The organism is Bradyrhizobium sp. USDA 4486 (genome assembly GCF_054057995.1).
Genome location: NZ_JBSRZV010000001.1, coordinates 3,833,218 through 3,854,393 on the forward strand (window position 1 = coordinate 3,833,218; position 21,176 = coordinate 3,854,393).

At 64.9% G+C, this 21,176-nt stretch carries 17 protein-coding genes; 8 read left to right on the plus strand and 9 right to left on the minus strand.

Annotated elements, in window-relative coordinates:
- Window positions 1-63: 63 nt before the first annotated feature.
- The 7 genes from ACVWY3_RS18740 (at window position 64) to ACVWY3_RS18770 (ending at window position 8,254) form a co-directional block, all read left to right on the plus strand.
- Window positions 64-1,869, plus strand: a complete 1,806-nt coding sequence (locus ACVWY3_RS18740; protein WP_456839793.1) for a gamma-glutamyltransferase family protein — start codon at window positions 64-66, stop codon at window positions 1,867-1,869.
- A gap of 9 nt (window positions 1,870-1,878) precedes the next feature.
- Window positions 1,879-2,589: a DUF1028 domain-containing protein gene (locus ACVWY3_RS18745; protein ID WP_456839794.1), complete on the plus strand. Its 711-nt coding sequence runs from the start codon at window positions 1,879-1,881 to the stop codon at window positions 2,587-2,589.
- Complete coding sequence (locus tag ACVWY3_RS18750; RefSeq protein ID WP_456839795.1) at window positions 2,586-3,575, plus strand: ABC transporter ATP-binding protein; 990 nt, start codon at window positions 2,586-2,588, stop codon at window positions 3,573-3,575. Before ACVWY3_RS18745 ends, ACVWY3_RS18750 begins: the two co-directional genes overlap by 4 nt.
- A 175-nt stretch (window positions 3,576-3,750) precedes the next feature.
- Window positions 3,751-4,854: an ABC transporter ATP-binding protein gene (locus tag ACVWY3_RS18755; protein ID WP_456839796.1), complete on the plus strand. Its 1,104-nt coding sequence runs from the start codon at window positions 3,751-3,753 to the stop codon at window positions 4,852-4,854.
- A 23-nt stretch (window positions 4,855-4,877) separates the two neighbouring features.
- Window positions 4,878-6,389: an ABC transporter substrate-binding protein gene (locus tag ACVWY3_RS18760; RefSeq protein WP_456839797.1), complete on the plus strand. Its 1,512-nt coding sequence runs from the start codon at window positions 4,878-4,880 to the stop codon at window positions 6,387-6,389.
- Window positions 6,390-6,421: 32 nt separating this feature from the next.
- The gene (locus ACVWY3_RS18765) at window positions 6,422-7,363 is read left to right on the plus strand and encodes an ABC transporter permease (RefSeq protein ID WP_456839798.1); all 942 of its coding nucleotides are present in this window, start codon (window positions 6,422-6,424) and stop codon (window positions 7,361-7,363) included.
- A gap of 3 nt (window positions 7,364-7,366) precedes the next feature.
- On the plus strand, window positions 7,367-8,254 hold the full coding sequence (locus ACVWY3_RS18770; protein WP_456839799.1) for an ABC transporter permease: 888 nt from the start codon (window positions 7,367-7,369) through the stop codon (window positions 8,252-8,254).
- Between the two features lie 67 nt (window positions 8,255-8,321).
- Here ACVWY3_RS18770 and cnbZ read toward each other — a convergent pair whose 3' ends face one another.
- The 9 genes from cnbZ to ACVWY3_RS18815 form a co-directional block, all read right to left on the minus strand.
- A complete protein-coding gene (gene cnbZ / locus ACVWY3_RS18775; protein WP_456839800.1) occupies window positions 8,322-9,068 on the minus strand; it encodes a 2-amino-5-chloromuconate deaminase CnbZ in 747 nt (248 codons plus the stop codon).
- A 9-nt stretch (window positions 9,069-9,077) separates the two neighbouring features.
- On the minus strand, window positions 9,078-10,328 hold the full coding sequence (locus ACVWY3_RS18780; RefSeq protein ID WP_456839801.1) for an adenylate/guanylate cyclase domain-containing protein: 1,251 nt from the start codon (window positions 10,326-10,328) through the stop codon (window positions 9,078-9,080).
- Window positions 10,325-10,714 carry a response regulator gene (locus tag ACVWY3_RS18785; protein ID WP_456839802.1) on the minus strand — a complete coding sequence of 130 codons (390 nt, stop codon included), beginning with the start codon at window positions 10,712-10,714 and terminating at the stop codon, window positions 10,325-10,327. Before ACVWY3_RS18785 ends, ACVWY3_RS18780 begins: the two co-directional genes overlap by 4 nt.
- Complete coding sequence (locus tag ACVWY3_RS18790; RefSeq protein ID WP_456839803.1) at window positions 10,711-13,290, minus strand: ATP-binding protein; 2,580 nt, start codon at window positions 13,288-13,290, stop codon at window positions 10,711-10,713. Before ACVWY3_RS18790 ends, ACVWY3_RS18785 begins: the two co-directional genes overlap by 4 nt.
- Window positions 13,291-13,435: 145 nt before the next feature.
- Window positions 13,436-16,531 carry a MexW/MexI family multidrug efflux RND transporter permease subunit gene (locus ACVWY3_RS18795; RefSeq protein WP_456839804.1) on the minus strand — a complete coding sequence of 1,032 codons (3,096 nt, stop codon included), beginning with the start codon at window positions 16,529-16,531 and terminating at the stop codon, window positions 13,436-13,438.
- Between the two features lie 68 nt (window positions 16,532-16,599).
- Window positions 16,600-17,790, minus strand: a complete 1,191-nt coding sequence (locus tag ACVWY3_RS18800; protein ID WP_456839805.1) for an efflux RND transporter periplasmic adaptor subunit — start codon at window positions 17,788-17,790, stop codon at window positions 16,600-16,602.
- 1 nt (window position 17,791) lies between these two features.
- On the minus strand, window positions 17,792-18,478 hold the full coding sequence (locus tag ACVWY3_RS18805; RefSeq protein WP_456839806.1) for a TetR/AcrR family transcriptional regulator: 687 nt from the start codon (window positions 18,476-18,478) through the stop codon (window positions 17,792-17,794).
- Window positions 18,479-18,637: 159 nt separating this feature from the next.
- Window positions 18,638-19,228, minus strand: a complete 591-nt coding sequence (locus ACVWY3_RS18810; protein ID WP_456839807.1) for a thiamine pyrophosphate-dependent enzyme — start codon at window positions 19,226-19,228, stop codon at window positions 18,638-18,640.
- Complete coding sequence (locus tag ACVWY3_RS18815) at window positions 19,225-19,767, minus strand: phosphonopyruvate decarboxylase (protein ID WP_456839808.1); 543 nt, start codon at window positions 19,765-19,767, stop codon at window positions 19,225-19,227. The genes ACVWY3_RS18810 and ACVWY3_RS18815 overlap by 4 nt, the downstream gene beginning before the upstream one ends.
- A 106-nt stretch (window positions 19,768-19,873) precedes the next feature.
- On the opposite strand from ACVWY3_RS18815, the gene ACVWY3_RS18820 reads away from it, so the two are divergent.
- Complete coding sequence (locus ACVWY3_RS18820) at window positions 19,874-21,094, plus strand: cytochrome P450 (RefSeq protein ID WP_456839809.1); 1,221 nt, start codon at window positions 19,874-19,876, stop codon at window positions 21,092-21,094.
- Window positions 21,095-21,176 lie beyond the last annotated feature (82 nt).

Here is a 21,176-nt window from a genome sequence, read left to right on the forward strand (position 1 = left end):
CCTGCGCATTTGGCCGCGGCCTGGCGCTGTGATCAATTGCGCGCGCCGCAAATGAGGTAGACCATGGCCAGCAATATCAATCCCGATCCGTTCACGACGCGCCCCGAGATCGAGGGCACGTTCGGAGTGGTCGCCTCGACGCACTGGATCGCGACCGCCGTCGGCATGGGCATCCTGGAAAAGGGCGGCAATGCTTTCGATGCCGGCGTCGCCACCGCCTTCACGCTCCAGGTGGTTGAGCCGCATCTGAACGGTCCCGGCGGCGACGTTCCGATCATCGTCCATGACGTCAGGCGCGGCCGTACCGAGGTGATCTGCGGCCAGGGGCCCGCGCCGGCCCGCGCCACCATCGCGCATTATAGGAGCGAAGGCCTCGACATGGTGCCCGGCACCGGCCTGCTCGCGGCCTGCGTGCCCGGCACCTTCGAATCCTGGATGATGCTGCTGCGCGACTACGGCACGATGCGCGTGCGCGACGTGCTGGAGCCCGCGATCTCCTATGCGCGCGACGGCTATCCGCTGGTCGAGCGCGCTTGCGCCACGATCCAGACCGTCGAACAATTGTTCCGCAAGCACTGGCCGACCTCGGCCGCGGTCTATTTGCCAAATGGCGAGGTGCCGAAGCCCGGCACGCTCTTCACCAACAAGACGCTGGCCACGACCTACACCCGGATATTGAGCGAAGCCGAGAGCGCCGGCGGAGGCCGCGAGGCCGAGATCGAGCGCGCACGCAAGGCATGGTCGCAGGGCTTCGTCGCGGAAGCCATCGACAAATTCTGCCGGACGCAAGAAGTGATGGACGTCAGCGGCTCGCCGCATCGCGGCGTGCTTTCGGCCGACGACATAGCGCGCTGGCAGCCGACGGTCGAGGCACCGCTGACCTACGATTATGGCCGCTACACCGTCTGCAAGGCCGGTGTCTGGAGCCAGGGTCCGGTGACACTGCAACAGCTCGCACTGCTCAAGGGTTTTGCGCTCGACGGGCTCGACCCGACCGGGCCGGAGTTCATCCATCTCCAGATCGAATGCGCCAAGCTCGCTTTCGCGGATCGTGAGAAGTTCTACGGCGATCCGAAGTTCACCGAAATCCCGATCGCGACGCTGCTGTCGGATGCCTATAACGACCAGCGCCGCAAGCTCGTCACCGACAAGGCCTCGCTCGATTTCATCGCCGGCTCCGTCGAAGGCTTTGGCGGGATCGTAAAACTGCGCCGCGCGGAAGGGCAACGCGAGGCCGTCGGCGCACTTGGCGCCGGCGAGCCGACCGTCGGTCGCTTCGGCGAAGTGCGCGGCGACACCGTGCATTTCGACATCATCGACAAGGCCGGCAATATGGTGTCCTCGACGCCGTCGGGCGGCTGGCTGCAATCTTCGCCGATCATTCCGGAACTCGGCTTCTGCCTCGGCAGCCGCGCCCAGATGTTCTGGCTGGAGGAAGGCCATCCGGCCGCGCTCGCCCCAGGCAAGCGCCCCCGCACCACGCTGTCGCCGTCCATGGCGCTGCGCGACGGCGAGCCGTATCTCGCATGGGGTTCGCCCGGCGGGGACCAGCAGGACCAGTGGATCACGCAGTTCTTCCTGCGCCACGTTCATTGCAACCTGAATCTCCAGGAAGCCATCGACGCGCCGGCCTGGCATTCCGAGCATTTCCCGATCTCGTTCTGGCCGCGTACCGCGCGCCCCGGGGTTCTCGTGGTCGAGAACCGGGTGCCGAAGGCGACGATCGAGAACCTGCGCGAGCGCGGGCATATCGTCGAGGTAGGCCCCGACTGGTCCGAAGGCCGCCTCACCGCGGCCTCGCGGGTCGGCGTGCGCCGGCGTGCCGCCGCCAATCCGCGCGGCATGCAAGGCTACGCCGCGGGACGCTGAAGGCAGCACATGACCTGGTCGATCATCGCGCGAGACCCTGCCACCGGCCAGTTCGGCATCGCGGTTGCGACCCGCTTCTTCGCCGTGGGCGCACGCGTGCCCTACATCGCGGCGGGCCTCGGCGCCATCGCGACGCAGGCCTTCGTCAATCCCTATTACGGCATCGACGGCGTCAAGCTGCTGCGCGAAGGCCTCAACGCGCATGATGTGCTCGCCTCGCTGCTGGCGACTGACAACGGCCGCGAGAGCCGCCAGATCCACGTCATGGACGCGAGCGGCGAGATCGCCGCGCATACCGGGCGCGATTGCGTCGACTGGTGCGGCCACATCGCCGGCAGCGGCTTTTCCATTGCCGGCAACATGCTGACCGGCGCCGACGTGCTCGACGAAACCGCAAAGACCTACATCGCCAATGACAGCCTGTCCTTCCCGCGCCGCCTGCTCGCTGCGATGCGCGCGGGCGAGGCTGCGGGCGGCGACAAGCGCGGCAAGCAGTCGGCGGCGCTGCTGATCCACGGCGAAGAGGAATGGCCGGCGCTCGACATTCGTGCCGACGATCATCCCGATCCGCTTGGCGAGCTCGAACGGCTCGAACGTGTCAGCCAGGAGCTCTGGGTGCATTTCCGCAGCTCGCTGCCGACGCGGCAGAACCCGGCCGGCAACACCGATCGCAGCGTCATCGACGCGAGCATCGCAGCAGCGCGCGCAAGGCAGTCATGAGCGCCAGCTCTCTCATCGAGATCGAGGACCTGCGCATCCGTTTCCACGGCGACGACGGCCGCATCACCCACGCGGTCGACAGCGTCGACCTCAGCGTCGCCAAAGGCGCCACGCTCGGCCTCGTCGGCGAATCCGGCTGCGGCAAGAGCGTGACGTCGCTCGCGATCATGGGATTGCTGCCGAAGCAGAGCGCGGAGATTACTGGCGCGATCCGCTTCGACGGCTTCGATCTGCTGCATACGTCCGATCAGACCTTGCGTGACTTGCGCGGCAACCGGCTCGCGATGATCTTCCAGGAGCCGATGACCTCGCTCAATCCGAGCTTTACGATCGGTGACCAGATCATCGAGACGATCCTGCGCCACCGCGGCGGATCGCGGAAGAGCGCACGCGAGCGGGCAATCGAGCTCCTACGCCGCGTCCATATCCCTTCGCCCGAGCGGCGGATCGACGAGTATCCGCACAAGCTCTCCGGCGGCATGCGCCAACGCGTGATGATCGCGATGGCGCTCGCCTGCGACCCACAGCTCCTGATCGCGGACGAGCCGACCACGGCGCTCGACGTCACCCTGCAGGCGCAGATTCTGGAGTTGATGCGCGAGCTGAAAGCAGCGAGCGGCGCCGCGATCATCCTGATCACCCACGATCTCGGCGTGGTCGCCGAGGTCTGCGACGAGGTCGCGGTCATGTATGCGGGCGAGATCGTCGAGCGCGCGCCGGTCGACGAATTGTTCTCCGCGCCGCAGCATCCCTACACGGTCGGCCTGCTCGGCTCGATCCCGCGTCTGGACCATCGCGCCGAGCAGCTCGCGACGATTGAGGGCATGGTCCCGAACATGGCGCAGCCGCCCGTCGGTTGCCGCTTCGCCGCGCGTTGCCCGTTCGTGCTGGACGCCTGCACCAAGGCACCGCCGCCGCTGGTCGAAATCAGCCCCGGCCACCTCTCGCGCTGCATCCGCGCGCCGCTCGAAACGTTGGTGTCGTGATGGCCTCGTTTTCTCCTCTCGTGCCCCGGGCGCAGCGCAGCACAAGCTTAGCGCCGTGGTGCGCTGCTGAACCGGGCCCCATGGGGCGACAGCCTCGGTCCCGGTTCAGCGTCGCAGCACTCCGCGCCGCGCCGCGCCGGGGACACGAGATCGGTATTCGCGGAGACTACGGACGATGACCGCTCTCCTCGAGGTCGAAGGACTGGTCAAGCATTTCATCGCCCAGCGTTCGCTGTTCGGCCGGGCGCTGGCCCATGTCAAAGCCGTCGATGGCGTTTCCTTCTCTCTCGAAGCCGGCAAGACGCTGGCCCTTGTCGGCGAATCCGGCTGCGGCAAGTCCACCGTCAGCCGCCTGGTGCTGCGGCTGATCGAGCCGGATGCGGGCTCTGTGCGTTTCGACGGCCGCGATCTGCTCTCGCTGGACGCCCTCGCGCTGCGCAAGTTCCGCCGCGAGGCGCAGATCATCTTCCAGGACCCTTACGCCTCGCTCAATCCGCGTATGACGGTCGGCCAGATCCTGACCGAGCCGCTGGCCCTGCATGATCTGGTACCGCCGGCGGAACGACGCGAGCGCGTCGCAGACATCTTGCGGCTGGTCGGCCTCGAGCCACGGCTCGAGCGGCGCTATCCGCACGAATTCTCCGGCGGCCAGCGCCAGCGCATTGCGATTGCCCGCGCGCTCGCGGTCGAGCCGAAGCTGATCATCTGCGACGAGCCGGTCTCGGCGCTCGACGTCTCGATCCGCTCGCAGATCCTGAACCTGCTGCGCGAGCTCCAGGACCGGCTCGGCCTCGCCTACATCTTCGTCTCGCATGACCTCGCGGTGGTCAAGCACATCGCCGACCGCGTCGCGGTGATGAATCTCGGCCAGATCGTCGAGGAAGCCGAGGCCGACGCGCTGTTCGCCGCGCCCCGCCATCCTTATAGCCGCGCGCTGTTGTCCGCGATCCCCGTGCCTAAACCGCGGGCAAAGAGCAGCCGGATTGTGCTCCAGGGCGAGATCCCGAGCGCCCTCAATCCGCCGGGCGGGTGCCGCTTCCATACCCGCTGCCCCTACGTCATCGAGCGTTGCCGCAGCGAAATGCCGCGGCTCCTGCCGGATGGCATCGGACATGCAACCGCCTGCCACCGAACGTCGGAACTGCCGTCCTCCGCGGCGATCGTCCCGATGGACGGCGGCTTCTCGCCGGTCCTTGAAAAATTGGTCGCCGCCTTCAGCGGTGGCCCGGAAGCAGCGCGCGCGAGCGGGGTTAGTCCCTTGGGGACCGATCCCGCATAGCCGCAAAACAGAGGTTGAGAGCGATGAGCTTCATGCATTTGGCAATCCTGGCGTCGGCCTTGCTGACGTCGCTCGCGGGCGCTGCCCAGGCCCAGTCCACACTTCGCATCGGCATCGCCGAGGACCCCGACATTCTCGATCCCAGCGTCGGCCGCACCTATGTCGGCCGCATCGTGTTCTCCGCCTTCTGCGACAAGCTGTTCGACATCGACGAGAAGCTCAACATCGTGCCACAGCTCGCGCTGTCGCACGAGACTTCGGCCGACGGCAAGGAGATGAGGATCAAGCTGCGGCCGGGCGTCAAATTTCATGACGGCGAGCCCCTCGACGCCGAGGCTGCCAAATTCTCCATTGAGCGTCACATGACATTGCCCGGCTCGTTCCGGAAATCCGAGCTCGCAAGCGTGGATCATGTCGAGGTCGTTGATCCGCTCACCATCAAGCTGGTGCTCAAGACTCCCTACTCGCCGCTGATCGCTCAGCTCACGGACCGCTCCGGCATGATGGTGTCGCCCAAGGCGGCCAAGGAAGCCGGCGACAAGTTCGGCCTGCATCCGGTCTGCGCCGGCCCGTATAAGTTCGTCGAGCGCGTCCAGCAGGACCGCATGGTGTTCGAAAAGTTCGCCGACTACTGGAACAAGGACAACATCCATATCGATCGCATCGTGTTCCTGCCGATCGTCGATGCCACCGTCCGCCTCGCCAATCTGAAGTCCGGCGGGCTCGATCTGATCGAGCGCGTGCTCGCCACCGACATCAAGGACGTGCGCGCCGATTCCCGCCTCGTGCTGTCGACGGCGCCGGAGCTCGGCTATCTCGGCCTGACTGTCAACATCGGCAACGACAAGAACAAGGGGCCGCTAAGCCAGTCGGCAAAAGTCCGTCAGGCGCTCGATCTGTCGATCGACCGCGAAGCGCTTAACCAGGTCGTCTTCAATGGCGAGTTCACACCAGGCAACCAATGGGTCAGCCCGACCCATCCCTATTACCAGAAGGCCTTCCCGGTTCACGGCCGCGACATCGCAAAAGCGAAGGCGCTGTTGAAGGAAGCCGGCGTCACCACGCCGGTGACGGTGGATTACATGATCCCCAAGGGCGCGGAGAACGAGGCTGTCGCCCAGGTCGTGCAGTCGATGGCCGCAGAAGCGGGCTTCGATATCAAGATCCGCGCGGTCGAGTTTGCGACGACCTTCAAGCAGGCCCAGGCCGGCGAGTTCCAGGTGTTCCAGATCAACTGGAGCGGCCGCATCGACCCCGACGGCAATTCCTACATCTTCATGCGCAGCAAAGCGCCGCAGAACGACGGAGGCTATTCGAACCCCGAGGCCGACAAGCTGCTGGAACAAGGCCGGGCCACATCCGACGTCGATGAGCGCAAGGCGATCTATGCCAAGCTGACCAAGATCCTGCTCGACGACCTGCCGATCATCTACCTCTATCACCGCACACTGCTGATCGCGCACACCAAGAAGCTCGACGGCTACAGGCAGATGCCCGACGGACTGGTCCGCGTCGTCGGGCTGAAGTTCAAGTGATTACGGCTACGCCGCGGGACGCGATCTGAATCATGCTGAACTTTCTCGCGCGCCGCATCGCGCAGATCGTGCCGACACTGTTCTTCGTGTCCGTGCTGATCTTCTCGCTGCAGCAATTGCTGCCGGGCGATCCTGCGCTGGTCATGGCCGGCGAGGAGCGTGATCCCGCCGTGATCGAGCAGATCCGCCAGCAGTACAAGCTCGATCAGCCGATCCCGGTGCAATATGTCTACTGGCTTAAGGGGGTGCTGACGGGCAATTTCGGCGAGTCCTTGCGCAACAAGATGCCGGTGCGCGAGCTGATCGCGCAGAAGCTGCCGGTGACGCTTCAGCTCGGCTCGATGGCGATCGTCATCGCGTTCTGCATCGGCATTCCCGCCGGCATCATCTCGGCGGTGAAGAAGGGCACGGCCTGGGACTACGGCGCCAATCTGTTCGCGCTGTGGGGCATCTCGACGCCGAATTTCTGGCTCGGAATTCTCCTCATCTTCCTGTTCTCAATCAAGCTCGGCTGGCTGCCGGCCTCCGGCTATGTGCCGCTCACCGAGAACTGGCGCGCGAGTTTGGCTGCCACCATCATGCCGGCCTTCGTGCTCGGCAATGCGATCTCCGCGATTCTGATGCGGCATACCCGCAGCGCGATGCTCCAGGTGCTGGAGAGCGACTATGTCCGCACCGCGCGCGCGAAGGGATTGTCGGAGCGCTCCGTGATCCTCAAACACGCGATGCGCAATGCACTCACGCCCATCATCACGCTCGGCGCGCTCGAGCTCGGCACGCTGCTCTCAGGCGCCGTCTTGACCGAGCAGATTTTCTCCATTCCCGGTTTCGGCAAGCTCATCGTGGATGCCGTGTTCAACCGTGACTACGCCGTGGTGCAGGGCGTGGTGCTGGTGACGGCCACGGTCTATATCACGCTCAACCTCGTCGCCGACATCGCCTATGTCCTCGTTAATCCCAGGCTGAGGAGCTAGGCCATGACCGACGCCGCGCTTTCAGCCAGTCCCGCCACGCAAGCCCACGAGCTCGACAGCCCCGCCCGCCGCGCGCGGCGGCGGCTGTTCAAGCGCAAGGCCGCGGTATTCGGGCTCCTCGTAATCACCGCGTTCATCCTCCTTGCAGCCTTCGCACCGCTGATCGTGCCTTACGATCCCATCGCGACCAGCTGGAGCCTGGTCCGCAAGCCGCCCACGGCGGCGCACTGGTTCGGCACCGACGAGCTTGGCCGCGACATCCTCAGCCGTGTCGTTTACGGCGCCCGCGCTTCCCTGTTGGCAGGTCTCATCTCGGTCGCGATCGCGCTCGGCATCGGCGTGCCGCTCGGCCTGCTCGCCGGCTATCGCGGTGGATTTGTCGATGCCCTGATCAGCCGGATCACCGATGCGATGCTGGCCTGCCCGTTCCTGATCCTGGCCATCGCGCTCGCGGCGTTCCTCGGCCCGAGCCTCGGCAACGCCATGATCGCGATCGGTATTTCGGCAACGCCGATCTTCATCCGCCTGACCCGCGGTCAGGTACTGAGCGTCAAGGCCGAGGACTATGTCGAGGCCGCTCGCGCGCTCGGCAATCCGCCCTGGCGGATCGCGTTCTCGCACATCCTGCCGAACATCCTGCCGGCGCTGCTGGTGCAGGCGACGCTGTCGATCGCCGCCGCCATCATCGCCGAGGCCGCATTGTCCTTCCTCGGCCTCGGCCAGCAGCCGCCGGCGCCGTCCTGGGGCAGCATGCTCAATGCAGCCCAGCGCTTCCTGACCCAGGCGCCGTGGATGGCGATCTGGCCGGGCTTGGCGATCTTCCTCGTGGTGCTCTCACTGAACCTCCTCGGCGACGGCCTACGCGACGCCCTCGACCCGAGGCAGCGCTAGGCTAAACTCTGCTGGCGGGCCCTTCACCTCTCCCGTCGGGGAGAGGTGAAGACCCACTGTCGACGGATCAGATCACCGTCTCCCGCATCACGCGCCGGCAATCCATCTCATATTCGAGATCGACCACCGGCGGCCGGGCATAATGCCAGGTCAGGCCGGAGCGCAGCGCGCCGCGGCGGACCAACTCGTCGACCAGCGCGTGGTGGAAGTCGTGCACAGAATAGGCCTGCACGCCGGTCGTGTCCCTCCAGCCGAAGCCGAATGCGGTCATCCGGCTTTCCATCTGCGAGGTCGTGGTGAACCGCACCTTTTCACGCAGGCCCTCCGGGCTGAGATCGCGGTAGCGCACCGTGCGCTCGACATAGGTGCCGCTGCCCTCGCGCGCCTCGGCCCCGCCGGCGATCACGAAGGAAGGCGCCTTGGACGTCGTCGGCCGCGTGAAGGAGAACGCATAGAATGAAGGCTCGGACGGCGGATCGATCTCGGGACAGACATTGCTGCGCGCCACCGGGTTGGTGGTACCGTCGAAGATGCCCCACTCCGACAACGTCTTGACGTAGTGCAGATTGAATGCGCGAAAGCCCTCTTCGCTGAAGGCCGCCGGCGAGCGCAACTCGCAGGCGCAGAAGGCCGTCAGCGGCCGGCCCGCCTCCTGAATATACTTCGCGGCCAGCGCAAATCCTTCAGCCAGCGGCACCAGCCGATCGAACCGGACGCGCTCGATCTCGTAGCCGTCGTGCGCGGCCGCACCGGCCGAATACTGGAACACGGACGGGATGAAACGATAATTGCCGGCGGAGAAGTCACTGAACATGTCGAGCTCCTAGTCCAGTTGCATGCGGATGCCCTTGGCGCCGTTGAGCAGGCGCTTCAGGTGAAAGCTGGCCAGCGGATCCTCGGCATGCATCCCCACCAGCGCGGCGAAGGCCGGCATGGCAGCGACGTCGCCGGCCTCCATCTTGGCAAAGGCCTCGCAATAGAGCGCCGTCTCCGGGGCCTCGAATCTGGCCTGCGGCAGCGGCTCGAACGCGCGCAACGGCTCGCTGCGTCCGCGCAGCATCAATTCGCCTACGGGGCGGCCCTGGAAATTCTCGGCCGCCTTGGCGACGCTAGCACTGACGCAGATGCGCGTGCCGAGATGCTTGTTGGCGGCCTCGAGCCGCGCCGCGATGTTGATGGAATCGCCATAGGCAGTGTAGTCGAAGAAGCGGTTGCCGCCGAAATTGCCGACCAGGGCTGGACCTGCGTGAATGCCGATGCGGGTGGCGCCGAAGTTCACGCCCCTCGCACGCTGGCGCGCGCAAAAATCCCGCGCCCAGGCATCGAGGTCATGGGCGCAGGCGACCGCGCGCGTCGCATAGTCGGGCTGATCGCCGGGCGCATTGAACAGCACCTGGAGCGCATCGCCGATGATCTTTGCGACGGTGCCTTCATGCGCGAAGACGACCTCGGTCATCCCTCCGACATACTCGTTGAGGAGCTCTCCCAGCGTCTCCGGCGGCGCGCTCTCGACAAGCGAGGTGAAGCCGGTGATGTCGGTGAAGATGGCGGCGACCTCGCGCCACTGTACCTCGATTCCCTCACCCTCGCCGCTGGCCGCCAGACGCTTGGCAAGCTCGGGCGAGAAATGGCGCGACAGCGCGGCATGGGCCCGCTCCGCCACCATCTGGCGGCGCCGCACCTCGCGCAGCATCTCGATGTGGCGGATCGTCTTGTCGATCGTGGCTTCGAGGTCGGCGAAGTCGATCGGCTTGGTGAGGAAGTCGAACGCGCCGCGGTTCATCGCGGTGCGGATGTTGCTCATGTCGCCATAGGCCGAGACGATGATGGTCGATTTCTTGTCTTCGGCCTCCTGCAGCTTTTGCAGCAGCGACAGCCCGTCCATGCGCGGCATGTTGATGTCGGAGACCACCATGTCGACCTGCGGATTTTGCTCCAGTGACTGCAGCGCCTCCACGCCATCGCGGGCGAACATGATGGCGAGCATCCCGTCGCGGATTTGCCTGCGGAATTTCTGCAGGACCAGCGCCTCGAGATCCGGCTCGTCGTCGACGAAGAGGATGGTCGCAGTCATGCCGCCTGCTCGAGCCTCGTGTCGATCTCCTGGCGCAGCAGCGCAAAGTCGATCGGCTTGGTCAAGAGCCCGACGGCGCCGCGCTCGATCGCCTTGCGACGCGTCTCGGCATCGCCATAGGCCGTGATCATGATGACGGGAACGTCCGGATGCTCGGCGCGTACTTTCGGCAGCATGTCGAGCCCGCTCATGCCGGGCATGTTGATGTCCGACAGGATCAGGATCAGCGAGGGATCGCGCACCTCGGCAGCGAGTTTCAGCGCATCGGACGCAGACGGCGCGAATTCCATCTGGAAACGGCCGGCGCGCAGGTCGCGCCGGAACTGCTGCCGGAACAGCGCCTCGACGTCGGGCTCGTCATCGACGACCAGGATGTAAACGTTCAACTCTTGCCTCCGGAAGTGCCGCCTGCCGCCATCATGCGCGGCAGAGTGATGATGAATTCGGTGAATACACCGGGTTCCGTGTTCACGTCGATCGTGCCGCCGTGCTGTTTCACGACGATGTCATGGCTCATGGATAGCCCGAGCCCCGTGCCCTCGCCGGCCGGCTTGGTGGTGAAGAAAGGATTGAACATCTTTTCCTTCACCTCCGCCGGAATTCCGGTGCCGTTGTCGCGGATCCGGATTTCGACCCCGCTGCCGAGATCTTTTGTGGCGGCGCTTAAAGTTGGCTCGAAGCCGTCCTGTGCGCTCTCCTTGCGCTTGGCGGACGCATAGAATCCGTTCGAGATCAGATTGAGCAGGACGCGGGTGATCTCCTGCGGATAGACGTCGATCATGCCGGCGGCAGGGTCGAAATCGCGCCTCAGCGTGACGTTGAAGGCCGGCTTTTCGGCGCGCGCGCCGTGATAGGCGAGATTGAGGCTCTCCTCCACGATCGCGTTGATGTCGCTGGGGCGATGCTCGCCGGAGCCTTCGCGCGAATGCAGCAGCATGTTTCTGACGATGGAATCGGCGCGCTTGCCGTGCTGAACCACCTTTTCCAGATTGCTCCTGAGCATGCCGGTCAGCTCCTCGATGTCCTCCTTCGTCTTGGCATCGAGCGATACGGCTTGAAGGGTTTCGTTGAGCTCGTCGATCAACTCGGTCGACAGTGACGAGAAGTTGTTGACGAAGTTGAGCGGATTCTTGATCTCATGCGCAATGCCGGCGGTGAGCTGGCCGAGCGAGGCAAGCTTCTCGGTCTGGATCAGGCGGTCCTGGGCGGCACGCAGATCGTCGAGGGACCGCGACAGCTCCCTGGTGCGTTCCTGGACTTCCTCGAACAATCGGACGTTCTCGATCGCAATGAGGGCCTGATCTGCAAACGTCGTGGCGAGCTCGATCTGCTTCTCGCTGAAGGGCCGCACGACATGCCGCGTCAGGACGAACACGCCGATGGGCGCCCCCTCTCGAAGCAAAGGCACGCCAAGCATGGTGCCAACGTTGGAGCGTCTTCGCGCGGACGAAGGAGCAAATTCCGGATCCGCCTGCACATCCGGAACATGCACCGTCTTGCAATCAAGCAAGGTACGCCCGACGACGCTTCCCCGCTCCGGTACGGAGGCAAACGTCCGAAGCTTGGTCTCCTGCTCCGCGTCCAGGCCGCAGCTTGCTGCCAGATAAAACACGCCGTCGCGGGGCCGGAAGATCGTTCCTTCGTCCGCGTCACACAAGCGGGCCGCCGATGCGACCAGCGTATCCAGAACGGTTTGCAAATCGAACGTCGAGCGGCTGATCACTTTCAGCACATCGGCGGTCGCGGTCTGCTGCTGTAATGCTTCCCGCAATTCGGCCGTCCGCTGCTCGACCTTGTTCTCCAGGTCGGCATAGGATAGCTGCAGGCGCTCACCCATGTGGTTGAACTGGTCCGCAAGACCCTCGAGCTCATCGCCGGTCTTGATCGAGATGCGCTGGGCGAAATCGCCGCCGCCGATCCGCTCGGCGCCGACGCGCAGCGCCTGGATCGGCCCGACCATGCGGCGCGCAAGGAAAATCCCGGCAAGCACCGCAAAGATCGAGGCGACGAGCAGCACGAGCGCGAGCCGCTCCAGCGCCGCATAGAGCGTCGCATAGGCCTCCTCGACCGGCAGCTCGACGAACATGGTCCAGTGCAGCGGCTCGATCGGAGCCGATGCGGTCAGCACCCTCTGTCCCTGGATGTTGCGCGCTTCCGCAAGCGCGCCCTTGGTATCGCCGCCGGCCAGCGCCGCTTGCACCTGCGCGAGGTTCGACATGTCGGTGTTGCGCAGGACCAGGCTGATATCGGGATGCGCGATCAGCCGTCCCTCCGGGCCGACGACATAGGCGTGCCCGTGCTGGCCGACCTTGATCTGGGACACGACATCCCAGATCAGCTTGAGGTTCACCTCGGCGATGCTGACGCCGGCATCCTTGCGCGCGCCGGCCTGTGCCAGCGTCATGTAGGGCTCGGAGTCTCTGCGAAAGTAGACCGGTCCGTAAAAGACCTTGTGGGCGACTGCCTGGGTGAACTTGGGGTCATCGGACAAATCGATCCCGCTGTCGATCGCATCCATCGCGAGCCGCGACACGCGCAGCCGCTCCCTGCCGGTCGCGTCCACCTGGGCAAGCTCGGTGATCGCAGGCACCTGCCGCAGCAGCCGCAGCGCATCGAACCGGCGCTGCTCGACCGAGCCCGCCGACCAGGGCAGTTGCGTGGTCCAGCCGAGCTGGCTCTCGATCTCCTTGACGAACTGGCCGATCTTGGCCGCAGCCGCCTCGGCCTGCTCGTGCTGGACCCGGATCAGAGCGGCCTTGTGCTCGCGATAGTAAAAGAAGACCTCGAACAGGCCGTTGGCCAGCAGCGCGATGGCGACGACGGCCACGAACAGCCCGACATATTTGGTGAACAGCCGGGGCCTGATCCCCCGCCCGGCCGCCTCGCCGGACACAACACCGTCCGAGGCCGCGCTCGGCAGCGTCCTGGCTTGCGGGGTGTCGGGATGGAGGGAGAGGGCCATATCCCGCCGAACCTAGCAAGAAGGCCCGATCTTGTCTCTCACGCTCGCCCTAAGCCTTAGGGCGGACGCCGCGATCGGGACGTAAAAAGGGCGGCAACGGATTGGCCGTTGCCGCCCTTCTCTCCTCGTTCGATTGTCCGCCGCCTCAGGTCGGCCGCAGCGCCTTGGCGTCGAGGTCGAGCGCGTTGACCTGCTTGTTCCGCTCCGAATCGGCCGCCGCGCGATGGTCGGTCGCCAGCACAACGTACACGGCGGGCAGCACGAACAGTGTGAACAGCGTGCCGATCGACATGCCGGCGACGACGACCAGGCCGATCGAGAATCGGCTGGCCGCGCCCGCGCCCGACGCCGTCAAGAGCGGGATCAGGCCGGTCACCATCGCAGCCGTGGTCATCAGGATCGGACGAAGGCGGATGCGGGCCGCCATCTCGATCGCCGAGCGGCGGTCGAGCCGCTCGTTGACCTGGAGCTCGTTGGCGAACTCCACCATCAGGATGCCGTGCTTGGTGATCAGGCCAACCAGGGTCAACAGACCGACCTGGGTGTAGATGTTCATGGTCGCAGCGCCGAAGAACAGCGGGATCAGCGCACCGACGATGGCCATCGGCACCGAGATCATGATCACGAACGGGTCACGCAAGCTCTCGAACTGCGCCGCCAGCACCAGGAAGATGATGATCAGCGCAAAGCCGAAGGTGATTGCGAGCTGATTGCCTTCCTGCACGTACTGACGCGAGTCCGCCAGATAGTCGTGGCTGAACCCCTGCGGCAGCTTCTTGGCCTCGCCTTCGAGGAAGTCAACCGCAGCACCGATGGTCACGCCGGGCATCGGCACTGCCGAGAACGTCGCCGAATTGAGCTGGTTGTAGTGGGTCAGCGAGTTCGGGTCTGTCCGGGTCTTGATCGAGACCACGGTTGACAGCGGCAGCTGCTGGCCGGTGTTGGTGGTCACATAGTAGCCGCCGAGCGATTCCGGCGAGAGCCGCTTGCCACGCGGCACCTGGGGGATCACCTGGTAGGAGCGGCCCTCGAGGTTGAAGCGGTTGATGTAGTTGCCGCCCAGCAGCACCGCGAGCGTGGAGCCGAGGTTCTGCATGTTGATGCCGAGATCCTGCGCCTTGGTGCGGTCGATCGTGACCTCCACGCTCGGCTGGTTGTAGGCGAGGTCGCTGTCGGAGACGATGAACATGCCGCTCTTGCGCGCGGCGTCCTTCAGCTTCTCCATCTGCTCGTAGACCGTCTGGAAGCTCGCGGTGGAGTTGATCACCATCTGCACCGGCAAGCCGCCCGGTCCGCCCGGCAGCGGCGGCAGGTTGAACGCGAACGCCTGCACGCCCTCGATCTTGGAGAGCTCGGCCTGCACCAGCGGCTTCAGCGCAATCGATGAGCGCTTGCGCTCCTCCCAGGGCTTGAGCAGCATGCCGGCAATGCCGCCCTGCGGGCCGTTGATGCCGTTCAGCACGAAGCGCAGATCAGTCTCGGGGAATTTCTGGAATTCCTTGTCGAGCTTCTCGCCGTAGTAATCGACGTAGTCGATGTTGGCGTATTTCGGCGCCTTGGTCACCGCGAACACGATGCCCTGGTCTTCCTCGGGTGCCAGCTCCTTCGAGGTATGCATGTAGAGGAAGCCGACGAGCCCGAGGATCGTCACCGCGAACAGGCCGGTAATGGCCTTGTAGTCGAGCGAGCGGTCGAGCCTGCGGCCGTACCAGCGCGTCATCGCGCCGAACACCTTGTTGACCAGCTTGGCGAAACGGCCCTCTTCGGTGTTCTTCAGCAGCACAGAGCACATCATCGGCGACAGCGTCAGAGCGATCACGCCCGACACGATCACCGAGCCCGCGAGCGTGAAGGCAAACTCGCGGAACAGCGAGCCGGTGAGTCCGCCGAGGAAGCCGATCGGGGCATACACCGCGGCCAGCGTGATCGTCATCGAGATGACGGGACCGACGATTTCGCGCGCGCCTTGCAGCGAGGCCTGGACCGGTGTCTTCCCCTCCTCCAGATGGCGGTGGATGTTCTCCACCACGACAATGGCGTCGTCGACCACGAGACCGATCGCGAGCACCATCGCCAGGAGCGTCAGCAGGTTGAAGCTAAAGCCCAGCGCCAGCATCAGGGTGCAGACGCCGATCATCGACAATGGAATGGTAACGACCGGGATGATGACCGAGCGCAGCGAGGCCAGGAACAGGAAGATCACCACGATCACGATGATCACGGCTTCGCCGAGCGTCTTCTCCACCTCGTCGATCGAAGACTGGATGAACTTGGTCGAGTCGTAGGCGACCTTCATCTTCATCGACGGCGGCAGGTTGCGTTCGAGCTCAGGGAACAGTGCGCGCACGCCCTTGACCAGCGTCAGAGGGTTGCCTTGCGGCGTTGCCTGCACGCCGATGAAGATCGCGTGCTCGCCATTGAAGGCGACGCTCGCATCCGTGCTCTGGGCGGCAAGCTCGACGGTGGCGATATCCTCCATCCGCACGAAGCCGCCGTCCTTGGCCTTGACGATCATCTTCTTGAACTGGTTGACGTCGGTCAGGCCGGTATTGGTCGAGACGTTCGAGACGATCAGATAGCCCTTGGTCTGACCCGCCGCGGACTGGAAGTTGTTGGCCTGGATGGCAGCGGCAACGTCCGCCGCCGACACGTTGCGGCCGGCCATCTTTACGGGATCAAGCCACAGCCGCATCGCAAAGGTCTGGCCACCGAGAATATCGGCCGAGGCGACGCCGTCGACGGTCGACAGCACCGGCTGCACCACGCGTGTCAGATAGTCTGATATCGCCGAGCCCGACAGCTCCTCGGACGAGAATCCGAGGTACATAACGGCGGTGGTCTGGCCCGTGGTCTTGGTCACGATCGGGTCGTTGGATTCCTTCGGGATCAGGTACTTGACCGAGTTGGTCTTCGCCAGAACTTCGGTGAGCGCCTGGTTCGGATCGAAGTTCAGCTTGATGTAGACCTGGATCGTCGAAGTGCCGAGCACCGAGGATGAGGTGATGTAGTCGACGCCCTCGGCGGAGGCGACCGCCTGCTCGATCGGCGTGGTGATGAAGCCCTGGATCAGGTCCGCGGACGCGCCGGGATAGACGGTCGTAATGTTGATGACCGTGTTCGACAGCTTCGGATATTGCCGGATCGGCAGCACCATCGCCGCGCGCAGACCGATCAGCAGGATCAGCAGGCTGACGACGACCGAAAGAACCGGGCGCTTGATGAAAATATCGGTAAAGGCCATCGCGGCGATCTCGATTTCTTTGTCTCAAGAGACGTGATCCGGCCGGGCCGGATCACGTGAGGATGTTATCAGTAGCGCGGCGGCTGCGCCGGGATCGCCGGAGCCGGATCGGTCGAAATCGACACCGGCGCGCCAGATTGCAGCTTGAGCTGGCCGACGGCGACGACCTTGTCGCCGGGCTTCACGCCCTTGATGATCTCGACGCGACCGTCGACTCGATTGCCGGTCTGCACGAAGGTGCGCACCGCTGAGAGGCTGGTCTTGCCGTCCTCTTCCTTCTTCTCGGTGATCACGAAGACCGAGTCGCCGTAGAGTGTGTAGTCCACCGCCGTCTCGGGCACGGTGATCACCGCCGGCTTCTCCGGCAGCACCACCGTGGTGGTCACGAACATGCCGGGCTTGAGGATTTTCTCGGGATTGGCGATCGTCGCCTGCACACGGATGTTGCGGGTGTCGGTGGCGATCTGCGGCTCGATCGTGGTGATCTTGCCCTCGAAGGTGCGGCCCGGATAGGCGTCGACCTTCAGCCGAACGGTCTGGCCGACCTTGAGGCTGCCGGAATCCTTTTCGGTCACCGTGAAGTTGGCCCACAGCTCCGACAGATCGGTCAGCGACACGATCGCCGTGCCAGCCGTCAGATACTGGCCGACTTCGACCTTGCGCATGCCGAGATCGCCGGAGAACGGCGCGCGCACCAGCTTCTGCGAGATCAGCGCTTCGGTCTTGGCGATGCCGGCCTGCGCCTGATCGTAGGCGGCCTGCGCGGTATCGACGGTCGCCTGCGGTCCGAACTGGCGCGAGGCCAGCTGCTTGGCGCGGTCGAGCGAGAGCTGCGCGACGGTGGCCTGCGCCTTGTAATTGGCGAGATCGCCCTGCTCCGGCGCATCGAACAGCTGCACCAGCGGCGTGCCAGCCTCGACGCGCGTGCCCGGCTCAAACTTGATCTCGGTGACGCGGCCGTTGACGTCGGCGCTGACGTCGACCTGGTGCACGGCGACAAGGCTGCCGACCGCGGTGAGCAGGTTGGGCACGATCTCCGACTTCGCCTCGGCGGCGCTGACGGCGACCGGCGGCGGCTTGTTGTTGGCGAAGAACTGCTTGATCATCTGGCCGCGGAAATAGTTGAACCAGACGAGGCCGCCGACGAGCAGGCTCAGTAGCAGGCTGACGATGATGAACCAGCGGACCGGCTTCACGGGCCGCTTCGGCGCCTTGTCGATCGGTTCGCCCGATATCTTGTGTTCAGCTACGATGTTCATGTCATGCGCTTTCTGCAATCGCCGCCTCACCCGCACCCGGCGCCAAAGCGCGGCCCAGATGCAAAGCAATTGCGGCGTCGTTAAGTCCGATACCCCTCAGGAGAAACTCACAAAGCTGGCGCTCGAGATCGTCAGCCTTGCCGTAGGCGAGACAGGGCGTGGCCGGCAGCCTGGTCAGCGCCGCCGTCATCACCGTGTGATGCGCGAACCAGAACAGGTTGAGCGGATCGCCGCTGAATGGCCGTGCGTCCCCGGCGGCCACCGCGCGCTCGAGCGAGGTGACGAACACCGCCCCGATCAGCGTCTCGATCTTGGCGTATAGCAAACGGGCGAATTCGCCGTCATCCAAATGACTCGTGGCCATCAGTCGCAGCCGCTGCGCCTCCTCCTGATCGGGCCCGTCGGCGATCTCGAGGAAATGTTCGACCATGCCACGGATCAGCTCGACCAGCGTCGCCGTCGACGGCTGCCGTTCGAGCAACTCGGTGAGCGCCGGATCCGCCTCGCATTCGTCGCTGAGAATTTCGGCGTACAGCGCCGCCTTGGACGGGAAGTGCTTGAACAGCAGCGCTTCGGAAATGGCAGCGGCGGCCGCCACGCTCTTGGTCGTGGTGCCGTTATACCCGTGCCGTGCAAAGCAGCGTTTTGCGGCACCGAGGATCAACTGACGCCTCAGGTCGCTCGTCATTCGCAATGAGCTCATGTTAGTGAGTAAGCACTCACCCACGCAAAAGTCAAGCAGAATGCTGCGCCGCAACCTAGATGTGTTGTAAAATCAGTGGAAATCGGTCCGTCCTGCACGGGTCACGTGCAGAATGGTGACTGCGCCGGGATGGACAGGTCCGGCCTAGATGGGCTGGAAGCCGAGATCTCCGCGGATCCGGTTGAGAATGTAGGTCCCGTCCCGGGTCGGGAGGATCCGCTCGAGGCTGGCGTTGTCGATCTTCACATTGGCAAAGCGCGGTCCGGCGGAGACGTCGTGGACCGCTTTGGCGAAGGCCTCGACCTCGGCCATGGTGGTCACAGCCCGGCTGTCCTGGATGCCGCAGGACTTGGCGACGCCGACGAGGTCGGCGGCCGCGGAGGTGTGGCTGGTCTGGCCGCCGGTCTCGCCATAGGCCTCGTTGTCGAGCACTGCGATCGACAGGTTGGACGGCTTCTGCAGGCCGATGGTGGCAAGGCTGCCCATCCCCATCAGCATTTCGCCGTCCCCGGTGATGACCAGCACCGGCAATTTGGGCTGCGCCAGCGCGAGGCCCAGCCCGATCATCGCAGCGCCGCCCATGCCGCCCCAGAGATAGAAGTTGCGGGCGTGGTCGCCGGCCGCGCACATGTCGTTGGTCGAGGCGCCCAAGCCGCCGATCGCGACGAGGTCCTTGCGGTTCGCCAGCAGCGCGGCGACCACCTGGCGGCGATCGAGGAGATTGGCCTTGCTCATTTGGTAAACACCTTGGCCCCGATCAGGCGCTGCGACAAAAGGACGGCGGTGGGCGTGAGTGCGTTGTAGGCCTGGGCGGCGGCCGCCTCCATCACGGCCGGCACCTCGGCCGCGTTCAAGGCGCGCAGCACCTGAACGCCGGACAGCTCGAACACGCCCTGCGTGGTCGAGCCCATCGGTACCTGCCAGGGATTGAACTCGCCCCATTCGCCGCGCATCGTCACGAGCGTCAGGAACGGAAAGCGCAGGATAGGGATCAGCGACAGCATGTTGATGCAATTGCCGACGCCGCTCGATTGCATCAGCAGGACGCCGCGCTGGCCGCCGGCCCAGGCGCCGGCGAGAAGGGCGACGCCCTCCTCCTCCGTCGTCAGCGGAATGCCGCGCATGGCGGACGAACCCAGCACGCGCTGGATCAGCCTGGAATGGCCGGCGTCAGGCACGTAAGGCACCTGCCGGACGTCGAAGCGTTGCAAGGTCGCGAAAATATCGTCGGGCCAATTCGGGGCCGTGTCGGCAGCGTCAGCGCGGGCGTGCATTTTCCTGTCCGGTCGGCTTGCAAATCACGGCACGACTGTAGACGGTGAGCCGAGCCGCTCGAAAGAGCGAAAACAGCATAACGGTCTCAACCGGCGAGTATGGCGGATGAACGCAAGTGCGAAAGAACTGGCGGCCAATTTCGATCTGGAGAAATTGACGGCGGAATTCTACGACAATCCCTATCCGACCTATCGTGCATTGCGGGAGAACGAGCCGGTCAAGCGTCTGCGCAACGGCACCGTGTTTCTGACCCGCTATGACGATCTCGTCACCACCTACAAGAACACCAAGTCGTTCAGCTCCGACAAGAAGCGCGAGTTCGCGCCGAAATACGGCGATACGCCGCTCTACGAGCATCACACCACCAGCCTCGTCTTCAACGACCCGCCGGCGCATACCCGCGTGCGACGCCTGATCATGGGCGCGCTGTCGCCGCGCGCGATCGCGGGCATGGAGGGCGACATCGTCAAGCTGGTCGACGGCCTGCTCGACGCCATCGCCGCCAGGGGCTCTTGCGAGATCATCGACGACTTTGCCGCCTCGATCCCGATCGAGGTGATCGGCAACCTGCTCGACGTTCCCCATGACGAACGCGGGCCGCTGCGCGACTGGTCGCTTGCGATCCTTGGTGCGCTCGAACCGGTGGTGTCGCCGGAAGTCGCCGCGCGCGGCAACAAGGCGGTGACGGATTTCCTCGCCTATCTGGAAACACTGGTTGCGCGCCGCCGCGCGAAGCCCGGCAATCCCGACCGCGACGTGCTCACGCGTCTCATCATGGGCGAGGAGAACGGCGAGCGGCTCACCGAGAAGGAGCTGCTGCACAATTGCATCTTCCTGCTCAATGCCGGCCACGAGACCACCACCAACCTGATCGGCAACGGCCTCGTCGCACTGCACCGGCATCCGGACCAGAAGCAGCGCCTGATCCACAACCCTGACATGATCAAGACCGCGGTCGAGGAGATGCTGCGCTACGAGAGCTCGAACCAGCTCGGCAACCGCATGACCGCGGAGCGGGTCGAGCTCGGCGGGGTCATGCTCGAGCCCGGCACCTCGGTGACGCTGTGCATTGGCGCGGCCAACCGCGACCCCGCGCAGTTTGCCGACCCCGAGCGCTTCGACGTTGCGCGCACGCCGAACCGGCACCTCGCCTTCGCCACCGGCGCGCATCAATGCGCCGGCATGGCGCTGGCGCGGCTGGAAGGAGCCATCGCGATCTCACGCTTCCTGGCGCGCTTCCCGAACTACGCCGTCAGCGGCCAGCCGGTGCGGGGCGGACGGGTGCGGTTCCGCGGGTTTTTGAGCGTGCCCTGTTCGATCGGGTGAGGGCCAACAACAATAATATCGAAAACAACCCCATGCACAGTAGGGGCCGGGTCGACGAGGGACGCCCTGTGGGTTCCGCAGA